This is a genomic window from Janthinobacterium sp. 344 (assembly GCF_900112025.1).
GTDB lineage: Bacteria > Pseudomonadota > Gammaproteobacteria > Burkholderiales > Burkholderiaceae_D > Janthinobacterium.
This window is the reverse complement of the sequence record NZ_FOKL01000009.1, coordinates 153,320-167,091: the sequence shown is the minus strand read 5'-3', so window position 1 is coordinate 167,091 and position 13,772 is coordinate 153,320. Positions and strand designations below refer to the sequence as shown.

Sequence of the window (13,772 nt, the reverse complement as noted above, 5' to 3'; positions counted from 1 at the left end):
CACGCTTGCCATTGTGTTACAAACTGTGATCCGGCTCGATGCGGCGCACGTCCACGCAGGCGATGCGGCGCTCGTCGGCCTCGAGGATTTCATAGCGCAAGCCATCGAGTTCCAGCACTTCGCCCACGGCCGGCATGTTCTCGAAATGCGCCAGCAGGAAGCCGGCCAGCGAGTTGTACTCGCCGTCTTCGCTGACCAGCGATTCCGTCTCGAACACTTGCTCCAGGTAGTGCAAGTCCGTCGCGCCATCGATGCGCCAGTGGCCGGGCCCCAGCACTTCCACGTCCGGCTGCTCGTCCTCGTCGGGGAATTCGCCGGCGATGGCTTCCAGGATGTCGATCGGCGTCAGCACGCCTTGCACCGTGCCGAACTCGTCGACCACCAGCACCAGCTGGCCGCGCGAGCGCTTCAGGGTTTCCATGGCTTTCAGCACGCCGGCCGCTTCCGGCACGACGACGGCTTCGCGCATGCTGGCCGGGTCGATCTTGCCGTGCGAAACGAGGTCCTCGATCAAGTCCTTGCTGCGCGCGATGCCGACGACATTGTCGAGGTCATCATTACAGACAGGAATCATGCTGTGCGGCGTGTCGCGCAGCAAGGTGAGCATCTTTTCGCTGCTGTCGTTCAGATTCACCCATGACACGTCGCCGCGCGGCGTCATCACGGAACGGATCGAGCGTTCCGCCAGGGTCAGCACGCCGCTGACCATGTTGCGCTCTTCCACGCCGAAGGCGGAAACGTCGGGCAGTTCCTTGACTTCATGCTCTTCCACGGCTTCGCGGCCCTTGCGTCCGCCCAGCAGGCTCAGCACGGCCTGCGCCGTACGGTCGCGCAGCGGCGCGTTCGACTGCAGCTTGAGGAAGTTGCGGCGCGCCAATTGATTGAAGAATTCGATGACGATGGAGAAGCCGATGGCCGCATACAGATAGCCTTTCGGGATGTGGAAGCCCAGGCCTTCAGCCACCAGCGACAGGCCGATCATCAGCAAAAAGCTCAGGCACAGCACGACGACGGTGGGGTGGGCGTTGACGAAGCGCGTCAGCACTTTTGACGCCAGCATCATGACGACGATGGAAATGACCACGGCGGCCATCATCACGTACAGGTTTTCCACCATGCCGACGGCCGTGATGACGGCGTCGAGCGAGAAGACGGCGTCGAGCACGACGATCTGCGCCACCACCAGGCCGAAGCCCGCATACACCTTCGGCCCCGTCTGCGCATGCGTCACGCCTTCGAGGCGCTCGTGCAGCTCGGTGGTGGCCTTGAACAGCAGGAACAAGCCACCCACGAGCAAAATCAGGTCGCGCCCCGAGAAGGAAAACTGCCAGACAAAAAACAGCGGCGTGGTCAGTGTCACCAGCCAGGAAATCAGCGAAAGCAGGCCCAGGCGCATGACGAGGGCCAGGGTCAGGCCCAGCACCCTGGCCTTGTCGCGTTGGTGCGGCGGCAATTTTTCGGCCAGGATGGCGATGAAGATCAGGTTGTCGATGCCCAGTACGATTTCCAGTACGACCAGCGTCAGCAGGCCGACCCAGATTGTCGGGTCAAATAACCATTCCATGTGTGTAACCTTGTAAAGTCAGTAAGTATCAAGCTTGCCCGGCGGCGGCATGCCCCGGGCGTGTGCGTGTTGCTGGTGTCGCATCAGCGGCGGACGCGCGGCGGGCGTGTAGCCAGCCGCACGTCCGCTTCGGCAAGTGCGCCCGGTCCCGCTTGCCAAATGATGGCGTAAAACGGCACGGCCTGGCGCGAGGTCGGGTAGAGCGTGATGGGATCGTTGTCGCCTTCTTCGGTGCCGCAGCTGTCGCCGGGCGCGCCCGCATGCGTGCTGGCATCGTGGCAGTCCGCGACAAGGGCAGGCGTGGCGGTAGCGCCGGCCGCGACTGCATGCTGGAATGGGGAAGGGCTGGCGTAAGCCATGCTGGCGAACGCCTGGGGCAAAGCGATGAAAACAAAAAGGCAGAGCAGGACGAGAGCTCGTCTCATATACAGGCAGATAGTTCTGGAACGGTCGAGTATAACACGGCCGGATAACAGCTTGATGACAGGGACTTGCGTTACTGATAAGCATGCCGTAAATTGCGAGAGCAATAATTTCACGTGGCGGCGAAGACGCAGCGCAGGCCCCGTGAGCATTCTTGCGCTCAGTCCTTACTCGTTGGCGCCGCTGTTGCGCCGTGCCATATCATGTAGTGTTACCAGGATCCTGCCTTGAAACCAATTACCGCTCTTTTGCTCGCCGCCGGCATCCTGTCGCCGTCACTGGCCTTTGCCGCGACCCCGGTGCAAGCCACACCGACCCAGAAAACCGGCAAGGCTGCCGCCAGCCGCGCCGCCGTGAAAGTCACGTCCGTCGAAGGCATCACCGAATACCGCCTGGCCAATGGCTTGCGCGTGCTGCTGTTCCCCGATGCCAGCAAGCCTACGCTCACCACCAACATCGTCTACCTCGTCGGTTCGCGCCATGAAAACTATGGCGAGACGGGCATGGCCCACTTGCTCGAACACCTGCTGTTCAAGCCCAGCGCCAACTTCGGCATCAAGAAGGGCACGAAAACCCCCGTCGAGATCCTCAATTCGACGGGCGCCGATTTCAACGGCACCACCTGGTACGACCGCACCAATTACTATGCCACCTTCCCCGCCAACGACGACAACCTGCGCCAGATGCTGGCCATGGAAGCGGACCGCATGGTCAACGCGGCCATCGACCAGAACGACCTGTGGAACCCCGTCACGAAAAAAGGCGAGATGACGGTGGTGCGCAACGAGTTCGAGATGGGCGAGAGCGACCCGATCGGCGTGACCAGCGAACGCATCCAGGCCATCGCCTACGATTGGCACAACTATGGCAAGTCGACCATCGGCGCCCGCTCCGATATCGAACAGGTCAACATTCCCCGCCTGCGCGCGTTTTATCATAAATATTATCAGCCGGACAATGCCGTGCTGATGGTGGCGGGCCGCTTCGATGAAGCCAAGGTCCTGGCACAGATCAATGCGCTGTTCGGCAAGATCCCGAAACCCACGCGCGTGATCGAGCCCACCTACACGGCCGAACCGGTGCAGGATGGCGAGCGTGCCGTCACGGTGCGCCGCAGCGGCGGCACGCAGTTCGTCGGCGCCGGCTACCACGTGGCGCCGTCGGGCAACCCGGAATCGGTGGCCATCGAAGTGCTCGGCCACGTGCTGACCGATGCGCCGGCCGGCCGCCTGCACAAGGCGCTGGTGGAAACCAAGCTGGCCAGCAAGATCGAATACAACGCCGTGAGCAACCTGGAGCCTGGCTACAACCTGTTCGGCGCGCTGGTGCCCGTCGACGGCAACCTTGATGCGGCGCAAACGGCCATGCTGACAGTGCTGGAAGACTTGAAATCGCAGCCCATCACGGATGCGGAAGTGGCGCGCGTCAAGCAGCAGCTGAACAAGCAGGTGGAACTGATCACGGCGAACACGGCGCGCATGACGATCGCCCTGACGGAATCGCTGGCGGCCGGCGACTGGCGTTTGTTCTTCCTGCAGCGCGACCAGCTCGACAAGCTGACGACGGCGCAGGTGCAGGCGGCGGCCGAGAAGTACCTGAAGACGTCGAACCGCACCCTGGGCCGCTTCATTCCCACCGATGCGCCGGACCGCACCGTCGTGCCGGCCTACGCGGACGTGGCGCCGCAACTGGCCGGCTACACGGGCCGCGCCGTGGTGGCGCAAGGCGAAGCGTTCGACCCCAGCCCCGACAATATCGAGGCGCGCACCACGCGTTTCACCTTGCCAAGCGGCCTGAAGGGCGCCTTGCTGCCGAAGAAAACCAAGGGCGGTACCGTCAGCGTCGTGTTGAAGTTGCAGCTCGGCAGCGAAGAGAGTCTGCGCGGCAAGGCGCAGGTGGGCAGCTACACGGCCAACTTGCTGTCGCGCGGCACGGATAGCCTGTCGCGCCAGGAAGTGAAGGACAAGTTCGACCAGCTGGGCATGCAAGTGGCCATCTCGGGCGGCGCCGAGGGCGTGCGGGCCATGTTGGTGGGCAAGCGCGAGAACTTGCCGGCGGCCATGGACCTGCTGGCGCAAGTGCTGCAAAAGCCGGCCTTGAGCGAAACGGAATTCCTCGAATTGCAGCGCGAGCGCGTGGGCCGCGCCGAGCAGGAATTGCCTGAGCCGCAGCCGCTGGCCGTGAACGCCTTCCGCCGCCTGCTCGACGCCACGCCGGACGGCCACGTGCGCCACGTGGCCACCTTGCCGGCAGAGCTGGCGCAATGGAAAGCCATCAAGGTGGCCGATGTGAAAGCCTTCCACGGCGCCTATTATGGCGCCGCGAACGCCACCTTTGCCGCCGTCGGCGATTTCGATGCGGCTGCGCTGAAGGCGCAAGTGGCCAGCCTGTACGGCAACTGGAAGGCGCCGCAGCCGTACGTGCGCATTCCCGACGCCGTCAAGCCCGTCAGCGGCGAAAAAGTCACGCTGGAAACGCCGGACAAGGCCAACAGCGTGCTGTTCGCCATCCAGCCGCTGTCGCTGAAGGATGACGCCGCCGGCTATCCGGCGCTGCTGATCGCCAACCACATGCTCGGTGGCGGCGCCTTGCGCAGCCGCCTGGCCGACCGCATCCGCCAGCAGGAAGGCCTGTCGTATGGCGTCGGTTCGCAAGTGAGCGTGCCATCGCGCGAACCGGCCGGCTACTGGATGGCCTACGCCATCAGCGCGCCGCAGAACACCGTCAAGGTGGAAGCGGCCCTGCGCGAGGAAATCGCCAAGGTGCTGGCCGACGGCTTCACGGAGGCGGAACTGGTGGAAGCGAAAAAGGGCTGGCTGCAATCGGAAGAAGTGGGGCGCACGCAGGACAGCGGCCTGGCCAACAACCTGGCCGAATACCTGGCGCAGGAGCGCACCATGGCCTACGACAAGGACCTGGAAGCCAAGGTCGCCGCCCTGACCCTGGCGCAGGTGAACCAGGGCCTGCGCGACTACCTGAAGCCGGCCGCCGTCTCGATCGTGACGGCAGGCGACTTCGCCAAGGTGGCGAAGGAGGGCGACAGCGGCGCCAAGGCAACGACGTCGAAGTAAGGTGCTGTCAATAAAATAAGCCCGCTGCAAGCTAACTTGCCAGCGGGCTTATTTTTATTCTGCGACGTTGATTCTGACCTCAACGCCACGACACCGGACAAAACCTCGCGAGCGTCTGCGCATGGTGGCCGAGAAGCGCAACCGTACCAAAGGCGCGGTGAGCATCGCGGGCCGCCAGTCGCGCCGCGCGGCAGGGTTTGTCAGCTGTTATCCACGCGGCGCCATTTCGGCGACATAGATTTCCACGCGGCGATTGCGTGCGCGTCCGGCGGCATCGGCATTCGAGGCGATCGGCTCGCGCGCGCCACGGCCTTCGGTGACGATGCGGGTCGGCGAGACGCCGCGCATGGCCAGGTAGTCGCGCGTATGGGCCGCGCGTTCCACCGACAGCGGCTCGTTGATCGAATCGCTGCCCGTGCTGTCCGTATGGCCGATGATGCTGACCGTGGTGTTCGGGTTTTCATTCAGGGTGGCGGCGAAGCGGTCGAGAATCGGACGGAAGTTGCCCTTGATGTCGGCGCGGTTGGTGTCGAAGGAAATATCGCTCGGGATTTCCATTTTCAGGCGGTTATCGGCCGTCTGCGTCACTTGCACTCCGGTACCCTGGGTGGCTTGTTCCATGGCGCGCTTCTGGTTTTCCATGCGGTTCGACCAGATATTGCCCACCACGGCGCCCGCCGCCGCGCCCAGCAGGGCACCGCCCGCCGTGCGGCCGCTGCTGCCGCCGCCGGTGGTGCCGCCGATCAGCGCGCCCAGGCCCGCACCGACGCCGGCGCCCGTGGCCGTGCCGCGTTGCGTGGCGGACATATCTGCACAGCCGGTAGCGGCCATGGCGAGGACCAGCATGCCGATCAGGGATTTGGCGCCAGCGCCGTTTTTGTATGCTTTCATGGATTTTCTCCTAGTTTTGTTATTGGGACCTACCCAGAACTACCCGTACACGTTACTGCAAAATGCACCGGCTTGCCAATGGGCGCGCCCGGTGCATGAAAGGCGGTAAAAAAGCGGCGCCCGTTTGCACGTGCGCCGCTCCTGTCAGCCTGCGCTAACGACCGGGTCTAAAGCCCGCGTCCGCTAATCAGGCGCAGCAGGATCATGATGACCGCCACCACCAGCAGGATGTGAATGAAGCCGCCGATGGTATAGGAAGTGACCAGGCCCAGCAGCCAGAGAATGATGAGTACTACTGCGATTGTATAGAGCATGATATGTCCTCCGAGAGTAGTGTGTGGATGACGGCTGCCTGTCTTGCAAGGGACATCGTCATCGGTTTTTTGTCATTGCGTGGCGACCGGGTCGCTGAACGCTGATGCCATGACTTATTGTCTACTTTGTTTCTGAAATTCTCTGTACGCTGCCGTACACAACCCTTATTTAGCCTGTTGATTCGCTTATTTCGCCAGATTGCGCTCGCGCAGACGCCGTTCTTGCTGCCGCATTTTCTCGTGTCCGCCATCCATGCCCGGTATCCAGGCCAGCATGCCGGCCATGCCGACGGCGCCTGTCAGGCAGCTGAACATGCCGCCCGTCAATAACAGCATCACGCCGAACACGGGCGCGCTGGCTTGCGCCGGCGCCAGGTCCAGGGCGCAAAAGCCCAGCGCCGTGGCCAGCATGCCGCCGCCGATGAAGCCCAGCCAGATCCTGTTGCCGCCTGCCTTGTCGCTATCCATAGCATCTCCTCGAAGACTATCGTTGAACTTTCCTGAGTGCATCATCTCGCGCCATGGCGAGCGCATCTGTACGCCAACGAACATGATCAAAAAGAAAACGCCCGGACGAGCCGGGCGTGTGTTGAATCTGCAACTCATTGCGGCGGCATCGCCGCGCTACGCTTAGCCGATGGCGCGCAAGCCGCCGTTGACGACGCGCACGCGGTCGCCCTGGCGCCAGTTCGGCGCGGCGCTCTGGTGCACGGTGCGCGTCTTGCCATTGTCCAGGCGCACGACGATGTTATAGCTGCGCGTCGAGCGCACGCTGCCTTCGATCTGGTTGCCCGCCACGGCGCCGCCTACGGCACCGAGCACGGTGGCCAGCTGCTTGCCATGGCCGCCGCCTACCTGGTTGCCCAGCAAGCCGCCGACGACGGCGCCGCCGGCCGCACCCACGCCGCTGCCTTCGGCGCGCGTATTGACTTCATGGATGGCTTCGACGACGCCGCAATTGCTGCAGACCTGGGGCGCAGGGGCCGCGGCCACGTATTGGGGCTGCGGCTGGCGCACGGGTTGTGGCTGTGGTTGTTGCTGCACGGGCTGCTGCACGGGCTGCTGCACTGGCGGCGGGGGCAGCGCCACCAGCGGCTGTGCGCCGGCGGGCGGCTGGTTCGCCTGCAGGCTGGCCAGCTGCTCGGCCGAGGCGTTGGCCGACAGCGGCGGCGCTTCGCTTTGCGAGGAGGGCAGCCAGCCCATCAGGGCGGCCGTGCCGACGCCGCAGAACAGCAGGACGGCGACAGCGGCGGCAAGCACCAGCGGATGGAGGGATTTGGTGGTGGTAGTCATGGAAGGCTCCTTGGTTTTTAAAATAATGAAATCGGGATGATGCGTCTTGCGGTCTTCAGCTTCTTGATGTCTTCAGGTATTGCTTGAGCGCAGTGTGCTGCGCCGTGTCCTTCGCTTCCGTGCGTCACCGTACATACAGGACCGGTGCCGCACCGTAGGCTAAGTAAAAATTATGTCGAGTTGTAACCACGACCAGGAATGACCAGGAATGACCAGGAAAAGGCAATGCCCACAATGACCGCCAGCTTGAATTTGCCCCGCGAGGTATCCCGCGACACAGGCCGAACCGGCCTGGGTTCGCCCGTGGGCGCCTCCGCCACCGGCAACCGCTTGCTGGCCAGCCTGCCCGAATCGGACCTGCGCCACCTGGCGGCGCTGTTCCACAGCGTCACGGTCGAGGTGGGCGAGGTGCTGTACGAACCCGGCCAGCCGATCGCGCATATCTATTTCCCTGACGACTGCCTGATCTCGCTGCTGGCCGTGGCGGAAGGCCGCATGACGCTGGAAGTGGGCGCCGTCGGCCGCGAAGGCGTGCTGGGCGCCTCCGTTGCGCTGGGGCATGACCTGGCGCAAGTGCGGGCGGTGGTGCAACGTTCCGGTACGGCCAGCCGTATCGCGCGGGCCGACTTCTGCGCCGAATTCGTCCAGCTCGACTCCCTGCAGCGCCTGCTGTACCGCTACACCGACACCTTGCTGGCGCAAGCCATCCAGATCGCCGTGTGCAGCCGTTTTCACGTGCTCGAGGCGCGCCTGGCGCGTTCGCTATTGATCACGCGCGACCGCCTGCAATCGGAAAAATTCCACCTCACGCATGAATTCCTCGCCCACACCCTGGGCGTGCGCCGGGTCGGCGTGACTAAGGCGGCGAGCGCGCTGCAACAGCAAAAGCTCATCAGCTACAGCCGCGGCAATATCGAGATACTCGATTCGGCCGGCCTGGAAGCCGTTTCCTGCCGCTGCTACGAGCTGGTCAAGGATGCCGGCCCCATCGGCATGGCCAACGTCTTCGTTTAATTCCCTCGACAAAATTTTCTGGGTCCGCCGACATCAAAAAGCGGACGAAAAAAAGCGGGACGGGCGCCTGGGCACCCGTCCCGCTCTTTCGTGCATGCTTACTTGGGCTTGACCTGATTGCCGATCACGCCGCCGACAGCCGCGCCGCCGACGGCACCGACGGCGCTGCCACCCGTCAGGACGGAACCGGCAACGGCGCCGACGCCGGCGCCGATGGCCGTGTTTTTATCCTGGCCGGACATGTTGGCGCAAGCGGTCAGGCTCAGCAGAAGGGCGGCAACGGAAGTGGTAGCGGCGAGTTTTTTGATGATTTGCATGATAGTTCTCCTATGAATTCGGACCTCGTGGCGCCGGCATGGTATGGGCCGGTGGGACTTCGTGTCGCCACGTCTTGTTGTTTCAGGCACGGTTACAGAATAGGATTCTGGCAAGGCAGGGTCTGTTCGGCAACGCACATAGGTGTGTAACAATTGTAAAAGCACACTATCGCGTGCTTCCGGCCGATGTCAGCGCCGCTGGCGCACGCTCTTTCCCGGCTTCGGTGCCACCGGCTTGACCCGCGCATTGGCCAGCAGGGTGGCGCATTCGTTCTCTTCGCCGGGGCCGGCGTTGACCAGCGGCAGCAGGGCTGCCACGGGCGCCACCACGGCCAGGGCCAGGGCGCCGCCGGCGCGCAGGGCCAGCACGCCCTTGTCGACGCTCACATCGGGCTTGCTGAAGGTGCCCTTCACATACAGCGGTGAGCGCAGCGAAAAGATGCGCAAGCCCTTGCTGTCGGGCTGCAAGGTCAGGTCCAGCTGTTCGTTGCCCAGGTTCACCGTGCCGTCGATATGCAGCACGGCATCTTCCGTGTCGACGATGAACTGGCGCGTGCGCATCAAACCCTTGTTGACGACGAAATCGGCCGCCATGCAATTGAGCTTGACCTGTTTGTCGCCCACCAGCTTGGTGACGACGATGCTGCCGATATTCAAGCCCATTTCTTCCAGCAACAGTTTGCTGATGCTGCCCCGGTTGATCAGCGCCCGCACTTCGCCGTTCGAGCTGCCCAGCAAGGTGGCGACGGAGTTGCCCGTGGCCGACAGCGAGGCGTCGCCATTGATTTCGCCCACGCTGGCCTGCAGGGCGGGCAGGCGGGGAAACAGCTGCTTGATGCGCAGATGGCGGGCGCTGGCCTTGAGTTCGGCGGCGATGCCGTTGGGAATGACCTTGCCGCTGCCGTCGAGCTTGATCTGCGACGTCAGGGTGCCGCCCGCCACATTGAAATTCAGGGGCGTGAGCGACAGCACGCCGTCCGTCAGCAGCACGTGGGTGTCGAGCTTGCTGATCGGCAATTCCGCGTCGCGCGTGATCTTGTCGGCCGTGTAGCGCACGTCCGCATCCAGGCTGGTCCAGCGCTCCGTCTTGAAGGTTTCCACCGGCAGCACCCGGCCGGCCGGCTGTGTCGACGTCACGCCCCGCTCCTTCTTGCTGGCGCTGGAGTCGGCGCCCACCAGCGGCCCCAGATCGACAAATTGCAGCAGGCGCGAGTGCACTTCGCCCGTCAGGCGCTTGCGCGGCTTGCTGGCGGAAAAGGCCAGCTTGCCTTCCACGTCGCTCGATCCCACCTTGCCGCTGAACTGGTCATACACCCACTCGCCGCCGCCGGGCGCCAGGGTGCCCGTCAAATGCCCTTCCGTGCTGAAGTGCGGCGTCTCCGGCAGCAGCACGCCCGTCAATGGATACAGGCGCGCCATGCTGGGGCCCGCTATTTTCAGGCGCACGTCGAGGGCGGCCAGGTCCGTGGGACGCGTCAGCGTGCCTTCGATGGCCATGCTGCTGCCGCTGGCGCGCATCTCGGCCTGGATGGGGAAGGGCGTGCCCTGGCGCTGCAGCGACAGCACGCTGCCCGCCTTGCCGCCGCCCTGCACGGTTTCACCGCGGTATTTGCCGGACAGCGTCCAGGCGATGCCATAGCGCTTGTCGTCCGCCAGCGTATCGACGTCCGCGCGCATCGCCGTCTGCGTCACGCCATCGGTCAGGTACACGGTGCCCTTGCTGAAGACCACGCTTTGCAGCTCCAGCTGCCATGGCGACGCTTGATCCTGCTTCTCGAAGGTCCAGTTGTTGCGGCCATCCTTGCTGCGCAGCAAGCGGATCTGTGGCGTATCGAAACGCAATTCCGGGATGATGATTTTCTTCTCCAGCAGGGCCAGCGGATTGAGCGAGAACGCCAGCTGGCTGACAGTGGCCAGCTGGGCCGGCTCGCCATCCGTCTGCGCCATGGCGTCCGGATTGCCCAAGCGCACGTCCTGCGCCTGCAAATGGGGCCACGGCAGAGAGTCGCGCCAGGTCTTGCTTCCTGCGGCAGTGGCAGGCTGCTGCCACGTCAGCGACAGGTCGCCCGCGATGGCGAAGGGCCGCCCCAATGCTTCGCTGGCGCGCCCGTTGAGCCAGGGCTTGGCGCGGTTCCAGTCCATGTTCAGCAAGGTGATGGCGGCCGCGACGGGGACGGCGACCAGCACGGCGGCGCCGGCGAGGACGATTTTCTGGCGGCGGGACAGGGGCTTCAGGCGGGACATAAGGCGGGGCATGGGGAAATTCTTTCTGGACAAGTATTAGCGATGCTACAGGAATCGCCCCAAAGCCGGGTTCGTTTCTGATTTTGCAAGCGGACACGTGCGCTAGCGCACCTTGCCGGCGATAGTATTGTCGATTTCCTACCCTATGTGCGGCACCGAACGGATATGCGGGGAGCCGGGGCCTATAACGTCATACATCAAACGCAGTTCCTGATTTGTTTCACGTATCACTGACATCACTACCCTACATTCTCCAGGAGAAGAAAAATGACAAACCGAGATTCCCTCAACACCCCCTTGACCGCTTTGGCCGCCTGCATCACCGCTGTTGTCCTGATGACGGGCTGCTCCAGCCTGAAAACGCCGGCAACGGCCGACGTGGCCGTTTCGCGCGCCGCCGTCGATAACGCCGCCAGCGCCGGCGCCGCCGACCTGGCCCCCGATGAAATGCGTTCGGCCCGCGAAAAAATGCGCATGGCCAACCAGGCCTTGAAAGACCGCGACTACAAGACGGCACGCGACCTGGCCGACCAGGCGCAAGCCGATGCCAAGCTGGCGCAAAGCAAGGCCAACTCGGCCAAGGCCACCAGCGCGGCCGATGAAATCAACGAGAACATCCGCGTCATGCGCGAAGAACTCGACCGTGCCAACCAGCAAGCCCCGAAACAATAAACCAACAATAAGAACAGGATTCCATCATGAAAAAAGCCACTTACACCACCATTCCCGGCCTGCTGGCCATGGCCGCCCTCGTTGCCGCCTGCAGCTCCGCACCCACCACCACCAGCCTGCTCGACCAGACGCGCGGCGACTATATGGCGGCGCAATCGAATCCCATCGTGTCTACCTATGCGCCGCGTGAGTTCCGCGAAGCGAGCGCTGCACTGGAAGCGGCCAACGCCGCCGCCGTGCGCCAGGAAGACAGCGAAAAAGTCGACAAGCTGGCCTACCTGGCCAAGCAAAAGATAGCCACCGCGCAAGAAGTCGCCAAGCAGAAGGCGGCTGAAGCCGATATCGCCAATGCCGGCAAGCAGCGCGACCAGTTGCGCCTCGATGCGCGCACGCAGCAGGCTGACCAGGCCACGGCTCGCGCCCAGGCGGCGCAGGCGGATGCCGAAGCGGCCAAGGCCCAGGCACAAGCGGCCGAAGCATCGGCGCGCGATGCGCAAGCCCGCGCCGCCGGCCTGGAAGCGCAGCTGGCCGACCTGGCCGCCAAGAAAACCGAGCGCGGCATGGTCATCACCTTGGGCGACGTGTTGTTCGGCACGGACAAGGCAAACCTGACGGCCGATGGCATGAATACGGCGCGCAAGCTGGCCGATGTGCTGAAAAACAATCCGCAGCGCACCGTGCTGATCGAAGGCTTTACCGATAGCACGGGCGGTTCCGCGCATAACCTGGAATTGTCGCAGCGCCGCGCCGAAGCCGTGCGCAATGCACTGCTGGAACAAGGCATCAGCCGCGACCGCATCGCCACGAAAGGCTATGGCGCCGCCTATCCGGCCGCCGGCAATGACAGCGCGGCGAACCGCCAGCTGAATCGCCGGGTGGAAATCGTCTTGTCGGAAGATAACACGGCCATTCCCGCCCGCCGTTAAGTGGCCGCAACGTTGGCCCGAACGTTGGTCCAGGCGTTGACCCGAGCGCAGCCTGGCGTGCGCCGGGTTGACGTGTTGTACCAAGGCAGCACCGGCCGTTGTCTGGCCGGTGGATACCCACGCAAGTATTGAAAGGAAGCATCATGACCCAAACATCTGTTGAGACTCCCGCTGGCATCGATACGGCCGCCATCCGCGCCGCCGCCAAAAACCTCGATGACGGCGCCGTCACGGAAGGCTATCAGGGCAATCGCGAGGAATTGATTACCCTGCTGAATGGCGCGCTGGCCACGGAGCTGGTGTGCATCGCGCGCTACAAGCGCCATTACTACACCGTGAGCGGACGCGACAACGGCACCATCAAGGCGGAATTCCTGGAACATGCGCAGCAGGAACAGGAACACGCCGACTGGCTGGCCGAGCGTATCGTGCAATTGAATGGCAAGCCCGATTTTAATCCGGCAACATTGCTTGCGCGCAGCCATGCCGAGTATGATGACTCCGAGGACGTGCAAAGCATGGTGCGTGCCAACCTCATCGCCGAGCGCGTGGCGATCGAATCGTACCGCCAGATGATCGTCAAAGTGGGCGACACCGACCCGACGACTCGCCATTTGTTGATCAAGATCATGGCTGTCGAGGAAGAGCACGCCGATGATATGCGCGATCTAATGGAATAGTGTTTTTGAGTAAAGTAGGTATAGTAACTACATTCATCCACAGCTAAGGAGCTAAAACCATGTTGGAAAACAATATCACCACCGTCAATAACGATGTCAAAACCTTGGTCAAGGATGCGCAAGCCCTGTTCAGCGCCGCTGCCGCCCTGACCGGCGAAAAAGCCGACGAAGTGCGCGTCAAGGGCATGAAAACCCTGGATGCCGCCCTGGCCAAGGCGCATGAAGCGCAGGCGTCGGCCATCGTCGCCACCAAGCAGATGGCTGCTCAGGCTGACGGCTATGTGAAAGAAAACCCATGGCGCACGGTGGCGGTCGCCGCTGGCGTTGGCGTGCTGGTCGGTTTTATCCTGGGCCGCAAGTAAT

General features: G+C 63.4%; 14 protein-coding genes. 6 read left to right on the top strand and 8 right to left on the bottom strand.

Annotated elements, in window-relative coordinates; all coding sequences use genetic code 11:
• Window positions 1-16: 16 nt before the first annotated feature.
• Window positions 17-1,564, bottom strand: a complete 1,548-nt coding sequence (locus BM193_RS22440) for a TerC family protein (RefSeq protein WP_092800775.1) — start codon at window positions 1,562-1,564, stop codon at window positions 17-19.
• An 83-nt stretch (window positions 1,565-1,647) separates the two neighbouring features.
• Entirely contained in the window at window positions 1,648-1,923 is a 276-nt protein-coding gene (locus BM193_RS22435) for a hypothetical protein (RefSeq protein ID WP_092800777.1), read from the bottom strand.
• A gap of 291 nt (window positions 1,924-2,214) precedes the next feature.
• On the opposite strand from BM193_RS22435, the gene BM193_RS22430 reads away from it, so the two are divergent.
• Entirely contained in the window at window positions 2,215-5,058 is a 2,844-nt protein-coding gene (locus BM193_RS22430; protein ID WP_092800779.1) for a M16 family metallopeptidase, read from the top strand.
• Between the two features lie 207 nt (window positions 5,059-5,265).
• Here the strand turns inward: BM193_RS22430 and BM193_RS22425 are convergent, their stop codons facing one another.
• From BM193_RS22425 to BM193_RS22415, 4 genes are all read right to left on the bottom strand, one after another.
• Window positions 5,266-5,949: a YiaD family glycine zipper/OmpA-like lipoprotein gene (locus BM193_RS22425; protein WP_092800781.1), complete on the bottom strand. Its 684-nt coding sequence runs from the start codon at window positions 5,947-5,949 to the stop codon at window positions 5,266-5,268.
• A 167-nt stretch (window positions 5,950-6,116) separates the two neighbouring features.
• A complete protein-coding gene (locus BM193_RS28550; RefSeq protein WP_121670992.1) occupies window positions 6,117-6,263 on the bottom strand; it encodes a lmo0937 family membrane protein in 147 nt (48 codons plus the stop codon).
• 186 nt (window positions 6,264-6,449) lie between these two features.
• Entirely contained in the window at window positions 6,450-6,731 is a 282-nt protein-coding gene (locus tag BM193_RS22420; RefSeq protein WP_092800783.1) for a hypothetical protein, read from the bottom strand.
• A gap of 162 nt (window positions 6,732-6,893) precedes the next feature.
• Window positions 6,894-7,556 (bottom strand): outer membrane lipoprotein, encoded by a 663-nt coding sequence (locus tag BM193_RS22415; RefSeq protein ID WP_092800785.1) that lies wholly within the window; start codon window positions 7,554-7,556, stop codon window positions 6,894-6,896.
• 225 nt (window positions 7,557-7,781) lie between these two features.
• Between BM193_RS22415 and BM193_RS22410 the strand changes: the two genes are divergently transcribed.
• A complete protein-coding gene (locus BM193_RS22410; RefSeq protein ID WP_092800787.1) occupies window positions 7,782-8,570 on the top strand; it encodes a Crp/Fnr family transcriptional regulator in 789 nt (262 codons plus the stop codon).
• Between the two features lie 98 nt (window positions 8,571-8,668).
• Here BM193_RS22410 and BM193_RS22405 read toward each other — a convergent pair whose 3' ends face one another.
• Window positions 8,669-8,887, bottom strand: coding sequence for a glycine zipper 2TM domain-containing protein (locus BM193_RS22405; RefSeq protein ID WP_092800789.1), 219 nt, complete (start codon window positions 8,885-8,887; stop codon window positions 8,669-8,671).
• A gap of 189 nt (window positions 8,888-9,076) precedes the next feature.
• Window positions 9,077-11,143, bottom strand: coding sequence for an AsmA family protein (locus BM193_RS22400; protein WP_254786374.1), 2,067 nt, complete (start codon window positions 11,141-11,143; stop codon window positions 9,077-9,079).
• A 255-nt stretch (window positions 11,144-11,398) separates the two neighbouring features.
• On the opposite strand from BM193_RS22400, the gene BM193_RS22395 reads away from it, so the two are divergent.
• The 4 genes from BM193_RS22395 (at window position 11,399) to BM193_RS22380 (ending at window position 13,771) form a co-directional block, all read left to right on the top strand.
• A complete protein-coding gene (locus BM193_RS22395) occupies window positions 11,399-11,803 on the top strand; it encodes a DUF4398 domain-containing protein (protein ID WP_092800793.1) in 405 nt (134 codons plus the stop codon).
• 26 nt (window positions 11,804-11,829) lie between these two features.
• Window positions 11,830-12,729 (top strand): OmpA family protein, encoded by a 900-nt coding sequence (locus BM193_RS22390; protein WP_092800795.1) that lies wholly within the window; start codon window positions 11,830-11,832, stop codon window positions 12,727-12,729.
• A gap of 143 nt (window positions 12,730-12,872) precedes the next feature.
• Window positions 12,873-13,409 carry a ferritin-like domain-containing protein gene (locus BM193_RS22385; protein ID WP_092800797.1) on the top strand — a complete coding sequence of 179 codons (537 nt, stop codon included), beginning with the start codon at window positions 12,873-12,875 and terminating at the stop codon, window positions 13,407-13,409.
• A gap of 59 nt (window positions 13,410-13,468) precedes the next feature.
• On the top strand, window positions 13,469-13,771 hold the full coding sequence (locus BM193_RS22380) for an ElaB/YgaM/YqjD family protein (RefSeq protein WP_035826246.1): 303 nt from the start codon (window positions 13,469-13,471) through the stop codon (window positions 13,769-13,771).
• Window position 13,772 lies beyond the last annotated feature (1 nt).